This window comes from Nocardia asteroides (assembly GCA_019930625.1).
Classification (GTDB): domain Bacteria; phylum Actinomycetota; class Actinomycetes; order Mycobacteriales; family Mycobacteriaceae; genus Nocardia; species Nocardia sputi.
In genome coordinates this window covers 20,331-35,643 of sequence record CP082845.1, presented here as the reverse complement: position 1 = coordinate 35,643, position 15,313 = coordinate 20,331, and the positions used below count along the sequence as shown (strand labels likewise).

At 68.2% G+C, this 15,313-nt stretch carries 13 protein-coding genes; 10 read left to right on the top strand and 3 right to left on the bottom strand.

Annotated elements, in window-relative coordinates:
* Positions 1-10 precede the first annotated feature (10 nt).
* The 4 genes from K8O92_33395 (at position 11) to istB (ending at position 3,588) form a co-directional block, all read left to right on the top strand.
* Positions 11-241, top strand: coding sequence for a hypothetical protein (locus tag K8O92_33395; GenBank protein UAK36175.1), 231 nt, complete (start codon positions 11-13; stop codon positions 239-241).
* A complete protein-coding gene (locus K8O92_33390) occupies positions 238-930 on the top strand; it encodes a histone deacetylase (protein UAK36171.1) in 693 nt (230 codons plus the stop codon). Before K8O92_33395 ends, K8O92_33390 begins: the two co-directional genes overlap by 4 nt.
* Positions 931-1,096: 166 nt before the next feature.
* Positions 1,097-2,779, top strand: a complete 1,683-nt coding sequence (gene istA, locus K8O92_33385) for an IS21 family transposase (protein UAK36125.1) — start codon at positions 1,097-1,099, stop codon at positions 2,777-2,779.
* Positions 2,776-3,588: an IS21-like element helper ATPase IstB gene (gene istB, locus K8O92_33380; GenBank protein UAK36124.1), complete on the top strand. Its 813-nt coding sequence runs from the start codon at positions 2,776-2,778 to the stop codon at positions 3,586-3,588. Before istA ends, istB begins: the two co-directional genes overlap by 4 nt.
* Before the next feature lie 64 nt (positions 3,589-3,652).
* Here istB and K8O92_33375 read toward each other — a convergent pair whose 3' ends face one another.
* Positions 3,653-4,105 carry a hypothetical protein gene (locus K8O92_33375; GenBank protein UAK36123.1) on the bottom strand — a complete coding sequence of 151 codons (453 nt, stop codon included), beginning with the start codon at positions 4,103-4,105 and terminating at the stop codon, positions 3,653-3,655.
* A 203-nt stretch (positions 4,106-4,308) separates the two neighbouring features.
* Between K8O92_33375 and K8O92_33370 the strand changes: the two genes are divergently transcribed.
* Together K8O92_33370 and K8O92_33365 are read left to right on the top strand one after the other, a co-directional pair.
* Positions 4,309-4,515 carry a hypothetical protein gene (locus K8O92_33370; GenBank protein UAK36122.1) on the top strand — a complete coding sequence of 69 codons (207 nt, stop codon included), beginning with the start codon at positions 4,309-4,311 and terminating at the stop codon, positions 4,513-4,515.
* Between the two features lie 241 nt (positions 4,516-4,756).
* Entirely contained in the window at positions 4,757-6,598 is a 1,842-nt protein-coding gene (locus tag K8O92_33365; protein UAK36168.1) for a hypothetical protein, read from the top strand.
* 146 nt (positions 6,599-6,744) lie between these two features.
* Here the strand turns inward: K8O92_33365 and K8O92_33360 are convergent, their stop codons facing one another.
* On the bottom strand, positions 6,745-7,725 hold the full coding sequence (locus K8O92_33360; GenBank protein ID UAK36167.1) for a chromosome partitioning protein: 981 nt from the start codon (positions 7,723-7,725) through the stop codon (positions 6,745-6,747).
* Positions 7,725-8,444: a ParA family protein gene (locus K8O92_33355; protein UAK36166.1), complete on the bottom strand. Its 720-nt coding sequence runs from the start codon at positions 8,442-8,444 to the stop codon at positions 7,725-7,727. Before K8O92_33355 ends, K8O92_33360 begins: the two co-directional genes overlap by 1 nt.
* 366 nt (positions 8,445-8,810) lie before the next feature.
* On the opposite strand from K8O92_33355, the gene K8O92_33350 reads away from it, so the two are divergent.
* The 4 genes from K8O92_33350 (at position 8,811) to K8O92_33335 (ending at position 14,852) form a co-directional block, all read left to right on the top strand.
* The gene (locus K8O92_33350; GenBank protein UAK36165.1) at positions 8,811-10,214 is read left to right on the top strand and encodes a hypothetical protein; all 1,404 of its coding nucleotides are present in this window, start codon (positions 8,811-8,813) and stop codon (positions 10,212-10,214) included.
* Positions 10,214-12,019: a hypothetical protein gene (locus K8O92_33345; protein UAK36164.1), complete on the top strand. Its 1,806-nt coding sequence runs from the start codon at positions 10,214-10,216 to the stop codon at positions 12,017-12,019. The genes K8O92_33350 and K8O92_33345 overlap by 1 nt, the downstream gene beginning before the upstream one ends.
* 360 nt (positions 12,020-12,379) lie before the next feature.
* Positions 12,380-12,979, top strand: a complete 600-nt coding sequence (locus K8O92_33340; GenBank protein ID UAK36163.1) for a MobC family plasmid mobilization relaxosome protein — start codon at positions 12,380-12,382, stop codon at positions 12,977-12,979.
* 10 nt (positions 12,980-12,989) lie between these two features.
* Complete coding sequence (locus K8O92_33335) at positions 12,990-14,852, top strand: relaxase/mobilization nuclease domain-containing protein (GenBank protein ID UAK36162.1); 1,863 nt, start codon at positions 12,990-12,992, stop codon at positions 14,850-14,852.
* Positions 14,853-15,313 lie beyond the last annotated feature (461 nt).

Genomic DNA, 15,313 nt, shown 5'->3' with positions numbered 1-15,313 from the left:
AGGGATTCCTATGAACGACAACGCCGATCGCTACGACCCCACCGGGGAAGCCGCCATCTGGCAGGCCGCCTCCAGCCTGGTCGCGGGCATGAAAGACCCCGCGTTGAGCGAGGACTGGAATACCGCACTCGACCAGGCCGCCCGCGCCTTGGACAACGAAGCCCGCGGCATCCGCCAAGGCCCTGGCGGCATGTACTACCGGTCCATCACCGGCAGCAACCACCAGCCACTACGCGACTGATTCGCGCGAGTTTCTTCCCCTCAACGACGAAAGGCCCTCCTGTGACCCACGTGTGGTACGCCGCCTACGGCTCGAACCTTCACGCCCGAAGGCTGGCGTACTACATCGAGGGAGGAACACCACCGGGAACCGGGCACACCTACCCCGGCTTCCGTGACCGCACACCTCCGCTGAAGACCACACCCCTGACCTTGCCCGGCAGCATCTACTTCGCCTGGCAGTCTCCGGTCTGGACCGGAGGCGTGGCGTTCTACGCGGACCGGCCACAAGATAGCTGGGTGAAGGGCGCAGCAGCCCGGGGCTATCTGCTGACTTACCAACAGTTCTCTGACCTGGCCACCCAGGAGATGTATCGGATACCAGGAGAGACACCAGATCTCGATGTGGAAGAGATCGTGGCCAACGGCAAGCTCCAGATCGGCCCCGGCCGATACGAAACCCTCGTCCACGTCAACGACGTCGACGGGTTCCCCGTCGTGACCTTCACGTCCCCGTGGGACACGGCCACTGTCCAGATCCAAAAGCCATCGGCGCGCTACCTCGGGATGCTCGCTGCCGGCCTTTACGAGTCGCACAAGTGGGAGGTCTCCGTGATCCTCACCTATCTCTCGAAATTGCCTGGTGTGGAGGGACGCTGGGACCCCGAGGAGCTACATGCCCTCGTCGAGGCTGCCGCGCAGATGCCGTGACCAACGCGATCCACACCATGGCTGTGACAGCCTGATCTGGCCCCGGTGTGACGGTTTGAGTGGGCCCCACTTGCGGCGCGCCGGGCGGGTTGTGACGGTTTGATCTGGCCCCACCTCAGGCTCGATTTCGACATGGTCGTTTTCGAGCTGGTGGAAGGGGTCCGGGATGGAGTGTCGGGTGGAGTTGTTTGCTGCCATTCGGCGTGATGCTCGTGTCGAGGGTCTTTCTATTCGTGAGCTGGCTCGTCGGCATCAGGTGCATCGGCGGACGGTACGTCGAGCATTGGCAGATGCGGCGCCGCCGCCCCGGAAGGTGCCGGCGCGGCGGGCGCCGAAGCTGGATGCGTTCAAACCCGCGATCGACGCGATGCTCATCGCAGACACCACCGCTCCGCGTAAACAGCGCCATACCGCCCGGCGGGTTCTGGCCAGGCTGGTCGAGGAACACGGGGCCAGGCAGTTGTCGTATTCGACGGTGCGTGACTATGTGCGGATCCGGCGCGCGCAGATCGACCTCGAGGCCGGGCGGCGGATCGAGGCGTTCGTTCCGCAGCAGCGACTACCCGGTCAGGAAGCCGAGGTCGATTTCGGTGAGGTGTGGGTGATGCTGAGCGGGGTGAAAACCCGCTGTCAGATGTTCGTGTTCTGGCTGGCCTATTCAGGGCGGGCGGTTCATCGTGTGTATCCGACCGCGGGGCAGGAAGCGTTCCTGGAAGGCCATATCGCAGCATTCGATGCGATCGGTGGTGTCCCGACCCGTCATATCCGTTATGACAATCTGACCAGCGCGGTACGTCTGGTGTTGCATGGCAGTGACCGGAGGCGTGCGGAGAACCCGCGTTGGGTGTTGTTCTGTTCGCATTTCGGAATCGATCCTTTCTATTGCCAGCCGGGTTTGGCCGGTGCGCATGAGAAAGGTGGCGTCGAGGGCGAGGTCGGCAGATTCCGACGCAACAGGTTGACCCCGATGCCGGTGGTCGATTCCCTCGATGAGCTCAACGACCTGATCCGGCAGTGGGAGATCGCCGACCAGCAGCGGCGGATCGATGGGCGGGTGAACACCATCGCCGAGGACTTCACGGTCGAGGCGCCGCTTCTGGCGCCGTTGCCGGTCGAGGAGTTCGATCCGGGCCTGATCCTGCATCCGCGAGTGGATCGCTCGGCGCTGGTGACAGTGCGGATGGTGAAGTACTCGGTCCCGGCCCGGTTGATCGGCCGCAAGGTGCGGGTATCGCTGCAGGCCTCCCAGCTGGTGATCTACGACGGCGCGAAAATCGTTGCCCGCCATCGTCGCATCGCTGCCCGCACCGGCTGCTCGGTCCAGCTCGACCACTACCTCGAGGTGCTGAAGATCAAGCCGGGCGCGTTCCCCGGCTCGACCGCACTCGCCCAGGCCCGCGGCACGGGAGTGTTCACCGCGGCGCACGAGGCGTTCTGGGCCGCGGCCCGCCGCGTCAACGGCGACGCCGAAGGCACCCGCGAGCTGATCGAGGTGCTGCTACTGCACCGCAGCCTCGCCGAAACCGATGTCGTCGCCGGAATCATCGCCGCTCTCGAGGTCGGCGCGGTCAACGCCGACGTCGTCGCGGTCGAGGCCCGCCGCCACGCCGCCAGCGCTGGTGGGGCCGAAACCGACCGTCACCGCATCGGTCACGGCGTTCGGCGTGAGCAGCGGGTTGTCAGCCTCACCCAACGGCGGCTGATGGATCCGGCCGCGATCATCGCCGGCCTGCCCCCGGACCCCAGACCGCTGCCGACCGTCACCGCCTACGACGGACTCTTGGTCCGCCGCACCCCCGCCGTGACACCCACCGATCCGGACGATACCGAAAAGAGCACCGCGTCATGAGTCCAGCCACCCCGCCCTCCCAGATCACCACCACCCTGCGACGGCGGCGCGGGCTCACCGAAGAAGCCGCCGCAGCGGCCGTCGACCAAGCCTGCCGACGGCTGCGGCTGCCGACGATCCGCGCCGTCCTGGACGAAGCGTTGACCGCCGCGGGCCGCGAACAGCTCACCTACCAGGGGTTCCTGGCCGAGTTGCTGCTGGCCGAATGCGACGACCGCGACCGGCGCTCCACCCTGCGCCGAGTCAAAGCCGCCGGGTTTCCCCGCCAGAAATGGCTCGGCGACTTCGACTTCGACGCCAACCCCGCCATCAACGCCGCCACCATCCACACCCTCGCCACCGGCGACTGGATCCGCAAAGGCGAACCCCTGTGCCTCATCGGCGACTCCGGCACCGGCAAATCACACCTACTCATCGCGCTCGGCACCGCCGCCGCCGAGAAAGGCTACCGAGTCCGCTACACCCTGGCCACGAAACTGGTCAACGAGCTCGTCGAAGCCGCCGACGAGAAACAACTCGCCAAAACCATCAACCGCTACGGGCGCGTCGACCTTCTATGCATCGACGAACTCGGCTATATGGAGTTGGACAAACGCGGCGCCGAACTGCTGTTCCAGGTATTGACCGAGCGCGAGGAAAAGAACAGTGTCGCCATCGCATCCAACGAAGCCTTCTCCGGATGGACGAAAACCTTCACCGACCCACGCCTGTGCGCCGCAATAGTAGACAGACTCACCTACGGCGGCACCATCATCCACACCGGCACCGACAGCTATCGACTCGCCCGCAGCCGCGCCGCCAACCATTAACCGACATTCGTCGCCCACATCCGGCCCGACATCAATTTCAGTCGCAGGAGTAATTCGCGATTCCTCAAAGATCGAGTTCGAAGAGCGTGAACTCTGCGCTCCACAGGTCCTGGCGAAAGTCCACGCCGGTACTCCCGGCAAACAGATCCATCGCACACAGCTCACCGTCTCGGTCATCGCGAGGCGCCAGCTCCAGACACGCAGTGCGCCCCTGCGCCTCCCTGACCTGCCGGCCGTTGCGGTAGTGCGCGGCGATCGGCTCATCAGCGATCCGCACAAGGTGAAGGTCGGTCGTCGCCGATGCCTCGACCAGGTAACCGACGCTCCCCGACAGCCGGCAGGCGACGTCGACCACGAAGACCCAGTCGCCGACCCTGGCCGCGCACAGATGCGGCGCACGGGCTCCAGAGATCGCGTCCTCGAAGCCCATCGTGGTGCTCGTCGGAACAAACACATCCGGTATTGCGGCGGCGAACTCACCCGTCCGCACACCGACGACCTCGATGTTCCAGCCCATGAGGAGAAACCCTAAGAGTCCACTACATCCCGCGATCCCCACGCCTGGGAGGCCAGTTGAACACCCCCGAACCGAACAGCCGGGGCCAACTCAACCCGTCACACCGGGGCCGCTTCAGATTGACATAGCCAACACCAGGCGTGTGGATCGCGTACCGGCGCGCCTCCCCCACCATTAGGGTTGTTTCCCCTAGGAATAAGCGCATGGGTCGACCGAGAACGCTTCCGCCCACGAAAAAGATCGGATTGGACATCTCACGTGAAGTCGCCAACGCCATCGACGAGGCGGTCACCGCACGTGGGATCAACAAGCGGGCGATCTATGAGATCGCTTTGAGGCGCGAACTTGGCTTGCCCCCGTACCCCGGTGTTCCCGACGAGCAACAGGAGGATTTGAAGCGCCCGGCCTAATGCCGGAGTTCTAGCCCATCGCATCGGGCTAGGAAGACCCCATAAATGACGAAGGCCTCCCAGTTGGCGCTGGGAGGCTCTTCAAAGGCCCCTTAGGACCACGCTTGTTGCGAAGCGATCCAAGGGTAGCAAGCTCGTGAGGACGCGACCAAGTGATGCGGCCGAGGCCGCAGGTCACAATTTGCGTCCAGCGCTCTTCCCGCTACCTGACACAGACACGGACGTTCCAGCTCCCGCCGATGTGGCTCGTGAGCTGGCCTGGGCGACTCTCGCCCCGCTGATCGCGGCGCGGCCGTCGATGCGGCTGATCGACCCGGACACGAACACCACGGTGTCGACTCGGCGGCTGACTCGGCGCCCGCCGGCGGGCCCGGCCGCGGTGCCGGTCTACGACGCCGCGCACCGCACCCGGTTGCTGGCGCTGGATTTCGACACCAAACGCCATGGTCCGGTGCAGGTGGCCCAGGACGTGGCCTACGCGAAAGCGTGGCTGCGGGCCTGTGGCGCGGTCCCGGTGTCCGATCTCAACCCGAATAACCGCGGCCGCCACGTCATCGCGGCCTTCGCTGCTGGTGAGACCCACAGTCGCGACGAGATCGAGCCGGTCATGCGCCTGCTGGGCTCGCGGTTGCCGACGCTGGATATCGGCCTGATGCTCAACCCGAAAACGGGTGCGATCACCCCGCCCGGGTCGGCGACCCGCGACGGCGCGGTTCGTGAGCTGGACGGCGCCGTCGACGAGGCGGCGGCCGCACTATGCCAGGGCGCGGAGCCTGGTCTGCTCGCGCGGCTGCGGGAGTACTTGGGTGTCGGCCCCGACCACACCACCCCCGGGCAGACGTCTGCCGCCCCTGTGGAGCTGTCTGCGGACCTGTGGGAGGGCGCGGGCAGCTCGGCGCGGCTGCGCGCGCCCTGGCGCTGGAGAAGCCCCATCCCAAGCCCCGTAGAAGCTTTCGCCACCATCGGCGTCATGCCCGCCGATGGCCGCTGGCCCTCCCGGTCGGAGGCGCGCGCCAGCGTCCTGGCCGCGTGCGCGAAACGCGGCTGGAGCCTTGATGACGTGCGCGCCCGCCGCGACGGCACCTGGCAAGGGTTGGCGGGCGCGTACGCGCACTACCGCCGCCCCGACGAGGCGTTGACCGCTGACTGGGAGCGCATCTGTACCCGTTGGATCACAGCCAGCGCATTAGTCCGGTCTCCCGAACACAGGTTAGGAACTCTCACACCCCCCACAGCTACCTACGGCTCGAAATCTGCTCCGCTGCACAGCGATACCCACTCCCGCTGGCTTGCCACAGCACACGCCTGGGTCCACCAGACCTGGCCCGGTCAACCACACCGCTGGGCAGTGCTCGCCGTGCTCGACGCACTGGCCTACGCCGCGCTGGTCGCGGGCAAGACAGGCCGGGATGGCACACCACTGGTCGCCGTTGGTGTGCGCGCCTTAGCCGGTTTCGCGGGACTGCTGTCGGTCGGGACGGTCGCTGATGTGCTGGCGGACCTGCGGGAGCGGCCAGGCAGCCCGATCCTGCGGATCCGCCGCGCGGTGCACCGGGACGCGGACTGCTACAGCCTGGTCACCGCCTACAGCGGCCCGGAACTGGACCAGGCCGTGGCACCGGTGCCGGCCGACCGGGTGCAGCTACGGCCGGTCCATGACGCCTGGAAAGTGCTCGGGCTGCACCACCGCGCGGTCTACCAGCTGATCGTCGACACCGGCCTCACCAACGTCGCCGACGTACTCGCGGCCGCGGGCGTCGGTCGCAGCACCGGCTACGACACCCTCGCCGTTCTCGCCCAAGCAGGGCTCATCACACGCGGCCGCGGCACCGTCTCCCCCGGCGAGACCACGCTCGACGACATCGCCGCCGCCCACGGCCTGCACGACGTACGCACCGAATTCCTCGCCCGGATCCAACGCCAGCGCGCCGAATGGCACGCCTGGCTCGAGCTACGCCACCACATCCCCGCCGACCACGACAGCGGCGCTGAGCCGACCGTGCAGCTCGCGCCCTGGGACCTGGACTCCGGCCTGGACGAGGCTATCTGGGCCGCCCAGATAGCCGCTGGACCACCAGAGTGACGCTGCCGCAAGTAATCCACCGGATGGCCTACGAACCCGAGGAACTGGACAGTCGAAGCTTCGCGTCGCTGCTCAGTCCGCGCGCCCTGACCGCCCGGCTGGACAGTGTTGTGAGTGTCGTGGAGCGATGTCCTGGGACAGCGCACCTAGTCAGCGTGTGCGGTGTAGTCGCGCAGTGACGCATCCCCGGTAAGGATGTTCAGGACTGCATCGAGAAGAGCTGGGTCGAGCTTGTCGCGCAGCACCTGGGCGACGTCGTCGGGTGTGCTGCTCTTGGGAATCTTCACTGCCGCAGTCGTGGAAAGACTCTTTCCATCCTCGCCGTCAGCTTCGGCGCCGGACTCCGGCTCGGTGATGAGCCAGCCGGGGTCGTAGGGCTGGCCGAGGTCCAGCAGCGCACGCTGGTCCTCAGCGGTGAGCACGGCGAGTTTGAGCGCTTTCTGCACCGGCATCGCCAGGTCCGACACCATGCCCTGGAACTCGGGGATCAACTCGAGCAGCTGCAGGCGCTGGTTCACCTGGGTGTGGGAGATTCCCATTCGCTCGGCGAAGGCCCGCTTACTCTCGCCGGTCAATGCGAGCACCGCGGCCATCTCGCCGCCCTCACGGATCGGGTCGTAGGGCTTGCGGTGGTAGTTCTCGATGATCCCGCTTTCCTTGCTCAGCCTCGGATCGGCGAGCGCGTCATTGCGGTGGAACGGCAGCCTGGCGACCTTCTTGTGCCGGGCGGTGGCGAGCCTGCGGTTGCCCATGATGACGACGAAGCGGACCTCGTCGTCGAACTTGTCGCCGGGATGGTGTTCCAGCCACGCCTCCCGCGAGCACACTGTCACCGCCTGCAGGATGCCGAACTCGTCGACCGTCGCGGCGAAGGCCGCCAGCTCCGGATCGGCTTCCGGGTCGTACTCACGCGCCCACCGCGGGTTGTCCGGCCTGTGCGCGAACTCCGCCAGCAGCGCGTCCGCCGGGGAGGCCGGCGGGGGAGTGGCGGACGCACCGTTGGTCGAGACCTCGGCTCGCGCGGTGGTCAGCACAGCCGAGACGATCTCCGCGGTATCGCTGTGCGCCGTAGACGGTAAACCACCGGATCCGCCGCGGTTCCTCTTCGGTCGGCTCGGCGCGGGCATCAGGCCGCCTCGTCTGCGCGCTGGCGGGCCAGGATCTCCTCCGCCAGGTCGTCGTACTCGCCGACGTCTTCGGGGATGAGGCCGTAGAACTCGTCGTAGGCGACGCCGCGCGAGATCTCGGTGTTCATCACGTCCAAGCCCAGCGCGTACGGGGTGTCGGGATCCAGCTCGCCGGCGTCGCTGACCAGGTTCGAGGTGAGCACTTCGCGGGCTTCCTTGGCCTTGCCCTTGTGCGCGGCCGGGCAGCGGGTCAGCAGGACACTGACCTCGAGCGGGGAACCGGAGTCGTTCACCGCGACCGCGCTCTGATAGGTCGGCACCAGCCGCCGCAGCTCGGCACGGAACGGGCCGACCGGGCAGATCAGCCAGTCCGCGTACAGGCAGCCGTGGGTGAAGTTCTCCGGCTGTTCGCCGCCGGTATCGATGATCACCACATCGGCGCCAGTCGAGCGCTCGGTCGTCCTGGCGTACTGCGACAGTGGCCCGTCGCTCTCATGCCAGATCGCGAGCTGGAACGGCACCCGGTCCCCGACCCGCTCCGCCTCCTGCACCCAGTCGGTCGCGCCGCGCGTGCGGGTATCGGCGCAAATGACGACCACCTTCAGGCCCCGGCGCACCAGTGCGACGGCCGTCAGGATCGCGCTGGTCGTCTTACCGGGGCCGCCCTTCAACGTCGAGAACAGGACTCGCAGGACTCGGCGTGTGTCTGCCGTCGTCATGGGCTGTGACTCCTAGCTAAGCCCCGGCCCGTGGAAAGAGTCTTTCCACGGGCCGGGTGCGGCGAATGGGAAGCGAGCACTTCGTCTCGCGCCCTATCGGACAGGGCTGCGACCTGGCTCGATTCAGCCGAGACGATACCGCGCTGTGGGCGGCGAGGAGAACGACGACACCGACCCACGAGGCGCTTCTCCCCCTGCGCAACCCCCGCCTCTCGGCGAAGTCCTGGTCATCGAGCTCTTCCCGCGGCGCGACCGGCCGAACGAGCCACCGCCGGTCGCCGCCCGGTGAGCTGAATAACGTTCTTTTAAAACGTAAATCTTCAACGTTAAAACAATGAACGAAAACATATATGATAGAATCGGTGAGTGACGAATTCAGAGACCGCCCCGGGGGAAACCGGGGGCGATGCTGCCGCTGAGCAGCGTGTATGCCAGTTCCCGGTCGCCTACGACACCGCGACTGGGGATTGGGTGGCGGCGGGGCACCCGCTGCCACCCCCGGCGCCGGGCCGGGGCCGGAGGTCGGAATATTGCGGGGAGTTCCATATCGATCCGGACGGGGAGCGGCGGCGTCACGACCGTGCGACGGCGTTCCAGCGCCGCCGTGAGCTGCAGCTCGAGGCCGCCGGCGGTGCCACGCCGAAGGTCCAGCGTCCGGCGCCGCGGCCGGTGACTTCGGCGCGGGCCAGCCTGTCCGAACTGTTGGCGCAGTGGGAGATGATCACTACCGCCCACCGCCGCCAGCAGACCGAGCTGGTCGACCGCGTCGCCGAGATCGTCGCCACCGCCGGGGATCCGGACGCTGCGGTTGCGGAGGTGACCCGTATCCGTGCCGAGTCCCAAGCCGAGGTCGACGCCGCTCGCGCCGCAGCGGCCGAGGTTGAAGCCGAGGCCATCGCCGCCCGCCGCGAACGTGACCGCGCCTTGGAGGACAAGGAGCTGGCCGAGGGTGCAGCGCTGGACGCCCTCGCTGAGCGAGACGAACGCCTGGCCGAGGCTGACGCCCGTATCGCTGAGCATCAGGCCGCGGTCGATACCGCCCGCGGCGAGGTCGAGCAGGCGCGCAGCGATGCCGACGCCCGAATCGTGGCAGCCGAGCAAGCCGCGAACGATCGCGCCGAGCAGGCCGAGCGCGATGCCGCCGACCGGGTCGCCGCGGCGCTGGCCGAGCGGGACGCGCGGATCGCCGAGTATCAGGCTCTCGTCGACGCCGCGCGCGACGAGGTCGAGCAGGTGCGCAGGGAATCGGCTTCCCGGATCGCTGCGGTAGAGGCAGAATCAGCCGAACGCATCGCCGCCGTCGACCGCGCGGCAGCTGAGCGTGTCGACCGCGTCGAGCACGATGCGGCCCTCCAGATCACCCAAGCCAACGACACCCGCGAGGAAGCCGAGCAGGCCCGCGTCCGCGCCGAGTCCGCCCAGGCCGTCGCCGAGCAGGCCGCCGCCGACGCCCGCGCCGAGGCCGATCGGTTGCGTACCGATCTCGCCCAGGTTCGCGAGCAGGCCCGCAGCGAACGAGAAGACCTGCGCGCCCAGGTCGACACCATCCGCGAGGAGGCGAAGGCTCAGGCCGCCGCCGATCGCACCGAAATCGGGCGCCTGCGTGAGGAACTGATCAGCGCCCGCGCCGAGGCCCGCGCCGACCGCGAGCAGCTGCGCACCGACCACGCCGCCGAGATCGCCCGCATCCAAGCCACCCACGAGACCCAGATCCAGGCCCTGCAACGAGCCCTCGACGCCGCGGCCGCCACCGAGAAAGGTTCCCGCTGATGTTCTCCCGATTGAAACCCCGAACCACACCACCGGATGGCGACAGCCTGGTCGTCGGCGCCCTGCCCGACCGGGTGCGCACCGCGCGGGAACGGCTGGCGCACCAGGCCGACCCGGCGCTGACCGCAGCACTGTCGGAGGCGGAGCTCGCTGCCAATCGTGCGGTGGCGGAGCGGATCCGCGAGCACGAACGGCTCGAACAGATCGCTCAGGTCGAGACCGCCGAGTCGACCGCGGAGCAGGTGCGCCGCGCGCACGCGGAGATCCTGCGCGCGGACGCCCAGGACTTGGTGACCGCCCGCCGGGCGTTGGCTGAGCAGCGCCGCCAGGCCAGCCCGCACGCGCAGCTGGCGAACCTGTACCGCATCAAGAAGTGGTCCGGCCGCGCCCTGGCCGGCGTCGTGGCCGCCGCGATGGTGTGGTCAGCAGTCAACGTCCAGCACAACGTCGCACCCGGCGGCCCCACCGACCCGCTGTACTGGGCCAGCTACCTGCTCGAAGGACTCATCTCCACCGTGCTGGTGGTGTTCATGGTCTCCGGCAACGCGGTGGCCCGCTGGAAGATCACCGAAGGCGAGACCCTGATCCGGTGGACCGAGGCGGTACTGCTGGCGGCGACCATCACGTTGAACACCTACCCATACCTGCGCACCCACGCCTGGTTCGACGCCGCGGTGCACGCCGTCGCGCCGATCATGATCGGCGTGGCCCTGGTCGCCCAGGACGCGGTGTCCAAGCGACTCGGCGCCGCCATCGCGGTCGCCTCCACCGAGGTGCCCGCCGACGACGACATCACCGACCGCCTGGCCGAACTCAGCCGCGTCGCACAACCGACCACCAAGCCCGCTGCGGAGCAGTCCGGAGCAGAGCGCCCCGTCCAGCGGAGCACCGCTGTGGAGCACCCTCACGGAGCACCTGCTACGCCGCGCCCGATGGTTGCTGCTACGGAGCACGAACAGAGCACCCCGGTATCCGTGCGGAGCACCTTGCCTGCTGAGTGGAGCACCCTGGCCGCTATGGAGCACCCTGCGGCGCAACGGAGCACCGCCACGGAGCAGTCTGCGGAGCACCTTGCGGAGCACGAACTGAGCAGTCTGCGGAGCGCCACAGCGGGCGCGACGGAGACCGCGTCCCACCCGACCGAGCCGGACGACTCGCAGACCACGCCTGTGCCTGCTGACGGGCTGGTAGAGCCGGTGACAGGCCAGTCGGGCACCGAGGAGACCGCGCCGGTCCGCCAGCCTGCACAGCACCCTGCTACGCGGGTCACTGAGCAGCGGAGCACCGCTGCGGAGCACCCTGCTACGGAGCACTCAGCGACTGCTACGGAGCAGGGTGCGGAGCACGAACCGAGCAGTCCGGCCCGTCTCCGGAGCAGCCAGCGGAGCACCCCGGCATCCGCGCGTAGCACCCTGCGGAGCACTTCCGCTGCTGCGGAGCAGCTTGCGGAGCACCCCACGGAGCACCGCAAGGTTGCTACGGAGCACGCTCGCGCCGAACGGAGCACCCCGCGTACCCGCTCCGCTGCGGAGCACCACGCAGCAGACGCCCACGGAGCACCGCCCGCTGGGATCACGGCATCGGTGTGGACCCGGGCGCACCAGGTGCGCCGGTCGACCGGAGCGCGTTCCTCGGTCGAGCAGATCGCCCACGTGCTGGCCCGTCACGACGAGCACCCCGAGCACGGGGCGAGCCGGATCGCGCGGGATCTCAAGGTCGGCTTCACCTCGGTGCGCAACTGGCTGGAAGACGACGCGCAGCGCCACTCGGGCAACGGCGCCCAGGTGATCGAACTGCGGAAGTGAAGAACGTGACTCCCAGTTGAGTCACGCGTGGAAAGAGTCTTTCCACGCGATTCCCTGAATACAGAGACGAGACCCCGGCGGGGCGAAGCCGCCGGGGTCTCGTCGCGTCTGGACCTTACCGGTCGCTCCAGCCAGCACCGCGTAGGGACCGTTTGTCACCGCGCCGGCCACCGCTGCGGCGACGCTCCCCGGTTGGGCCGTTGCGGTCCAGCGCGGAGCACTACCGGGCCCTGTTCGGTCGCGTTTGATGCTGGTCCGGCTGATCGCGCTCCGGTACGCTCAGAGCGCGGGCCCCGGCGGAGCAAGCTAACACTTATGTTCCATAAGTGTGTGTCGCCTCGCGGGGCGAGGTCCACCCGGGTGCCGGGTGTCGCTGCGCTGAGCCAGGAGAGAGAGGCGGATTCCGAGGTGGTCACCCAGGTGCCGGAGCGGCCGGATTCGGCCGTCGGTGAGGCTGCAACGGTCCATGCGGGGGTGCCGTCGAAGCGGCGGATGCAGTCTGTGGCGCGGATGCGAAATCGGAAGCGGCAGGAGAACATCGGTGAGGGGGCGAAGCGGTTCCGGGTGACGGTGTCGGCGGCTGATGCCGCGGCGCTGGAGGAGGCCGCTGCGGAGGCGAACATGACGGTGCCGCGGTATCTGGCGGAGTCGGCGTTGAACCCGACCGGTGGCCGTGCGGCGGGCGAGACCGATGAGGCGGGGCTGTGGCTGCCGTGGCCGAAGCGCAAGACGTTGGCCGGAGTGCTGTTGTCGGCGGCGGGGGCGATGGATGAGGTCCGGGTGGAGCACCTGGCGAAGATCGGCGGCAATCTGAATCAGATCGCGCACGCCGCGCACGTGACCGGCACCTTGGCCGAGGACATCGACGACACCCTCGCCCAGTTGCGCACGGTGCTCGATGACTTGGCGGCGCGGGCGGCGCGGCTGGATGAGCTGGCGCGCGAAGTGACGCGACGGTGAGGGCGGGGTCGTGAATCCGAACATCAATCGCGGCGCCAAGCTCGGCGGGCTGATGGTGTATCTGCTCGGGCCAGGGAAGGCCAACGAGCACACCGATCGGCACGTGGTCGCTGGGTCGGCGTCGGTGATGCGCGCGGCATGGTTGGGCCGGTTCGACGGCCCGGAGTCCAACCGGGCTGCGCGCGATGTGGCGTTGGAGATCGCGCGGGAGATGGATCTGCCGCGCAAGCTGCACGGCACCCGTGCTCGGATGCGGGCCCGCGCTGCGAGTGCGAACACCGGTGCGGTGGAGGTGATCGAGCGCCCGGAGAAGGGTGAGAAGGGTGTGTTGCGGGATGCGCCGGTGTGGCACTGCTCGTTGGCGTTGCGTGCCGAAGAGGGCGATCTGTCGGACGAGACGTGGAAGGCGATCGCGGAAGACTTCATGAAGGAGATGGGGTTCGTCGACCCCACCCAGGCCGGGGTGCGGTGGGTGGCGGTGCGCCACGGCCGCGCGGGTGCGGACCGCTCCGGAGGGGACCATATCCACATCGCCGCGTCCCTCATCCGTGAGGACGGCAGCGTGGTGGACACGTTCATGCGTGACCCGGTCACGGGGCGGCCGATGGGTGATTACGCGCGCTCTCAGAAGGTGGTCAACCTTCTGGAGCACCGTTACGGGTTGGAGGTGCTGGCGTCTCGGGAGGACGGCGGCGCGCTGCGGGGGAACTCGCGGGCGGAGACCGAACGTCGTGACCGCTCTGGTGGGGATCTGACCGAGCGGGAGCGGTTGCGGCTGGAGGTGCGGGCGTTGGCGTCGGCGAGCGCGACCGAGGCGGAGTTCGTGCGTCGGGTGCGGGACGCGGGGATCTCGATCCGCCCCCGCTACAGCAAGGGCGGCGAGGATGTGACCGGGTACGCGGTGCGGTGGCGCAGCCCCGCCGACATCGCCGCCGACCGCAAGACCGAGGCCGCGCGGTTGGCGAGCGGCGGAAAGCCGTTGACGCTGGAAGAACTCACCCACACCGGGCCGTGGTGCAGTGGGGGTCTGTTGTCGAAGGATCTGGCGCTGCCTGCACTGCGGGATCAGTGGGACGACTCCCCGGAGGCGCGGGCGGAGGCGTTGAAGACGTGGAAGGCCGGCCGCCGCAGCGGTGGGCAGCGTGGGCGTGAAGCGCAAGCCCTCGACGATCCGCAACTGTGGGCGCGGGCGCACCAGGATCTGCAGAAGTGGAACGACTATCTCGCGAGCATCCCGCCGGAGAATCACGGCGAGTGGGCGCGTGCGGCCGGGCGAGCGGCGGGAGTGTTCGCGGCCTGGTCGCGGCGCGTGGAATCCAAACCTGGTGTGTTCGCGGCCGCGGCGACAGAGCTGACCCGCTCCGCACAGGTACCCGCCCATCTGCGGTGGCGCCCACCCGCAGCGGGACAGCGGCCGCCGGGGCTGGGGGCGGTAGCGGTGATCCTCATCCAGCTCGCCAAGTACGCCGATCGGAACGACCCGGCGTCGGAGACGGTACGGCTGGTCGAGCAGCTGATGCGTACCCTCGTCGCGATCGCTGATGCACACACCGCCCGCCAAGAGTTGTTGCGTGCCCAGCAACTACGGGACCGGGCGCTGGAACCCTTGCAGATACTGCACCAGCGCCAACACCAGCACGCGCAACACGAGGCTCGGACTTCGGGGATATCTCGGCAGGAACGCATCGACCAGCAGGCAGAGCAGATGCGCGCGGCCGGGGTCGATGAGGAATACATCCGTGCCTGGCGCACCACCGCTCGTGCTTTCGGCACCGAGCCAGGTTCAGCCGTTACCGGGTCGGCGTCGGAGACCCCGCGGCCCAGCACCGCGCCTGACATCAGCCAGACCCGCGACACAGGCCGAGGCCGCTGACCGCTGGGGCTGGTCTAGGGGGTGGATTACCCCCTAGACCAGCCCCTGGATTAGCGCAGGGTTTGGGTCCAGGGGGTAATCCAGGGCCTAGGCCAGGGGGTAATCCAGGGGCTAGTCCACCCCTGGTCAGCTCGGTGAGCTGCGGTGTTTCCGTCCCGGCCCGCACCTTCGTCCGCAGGCTCCCGATTTCCCGACCACCCTCGATCTGCGTACCTGGTTCAAGGGTGGTCGAGAAACCGGTTCGGGCCGGGACGGAAACACCGGAGATTGGCATCGGATTCGGGGAGGAATGGGGGAGGAATGGCGGCGGCCACGGTGCGGGTGCGGATGCTGCGGTTGGGCGTGCTGGTCGCTTTGGAAGGTGCTGCCGCGCGAGCTCCGCTCGCTTGCCACCGGAGTCGGCATCGCACCGTCGTCACCACTTAGATAATCGATCTCTATAACTTGCTCCCGGATCATCC

What these genes read in the sequence shown, in the direction of transcription:
- K8O92_33395 (UAK36175.1), top strand. Translation starts at nt 11, where the DNA reads ATGAACGACAACGCCGATCGCTACGACCCCACCGGGGAAGCCGCCATC.
- istA (UAK36125.1), top strand. Translation starts at nt 1,097, where the DNA reads ATGGAGTGTCGGGTGGAGTTGTTTGCTGCCATTCGGCGTGATGCTCGT.
- istB (UAK36124.1), top strand. Translation starts at nt 2,776, where the DNA reads ATGAGTCCAGCCACCCCGCCCTCCCAGATCACCACCACCCTGCGACGG.
- K8O92_33375 (UAK36123.1), bottom strand. Translation starts at nt 4,105, where the DNA reads ATGGGCTGGAACATCGAGGTCGTCGGTGTGCGGACGGGTGAGTTCGCC.
- K8O92_33370 (UAK36122.1), top strand. Translation starts at nt 4,309, where the DNA reads ATGGGTCGACCGAGAACGCTTCCGCCCACGAAAAAGATCGGATTGGAC.
- K8O92_33360 (UAK36167.1), bottom strand. Translation starts at nt 7,725, where the DNA reads ATGCCCGCGCCGAGCCGACCGAAGAGGAACCGCGGCGGATCCGGTGGT.
- K8O92_33355 (UAK36166.1), bottom strand. Translation starts at nt 8,444, where the DNA reads ATGACGACGGCAGACACACGCCGAGTCCTGCGAGTCCTGTTCTCGACG.
- K8O92_33345 (UAK36164.1), top strand. Translation starts at nt 10,214, where the DNA reads ATGTTCTCCCGATTGAAACCCCGAACCACACCACCGGATGGCGACAGC.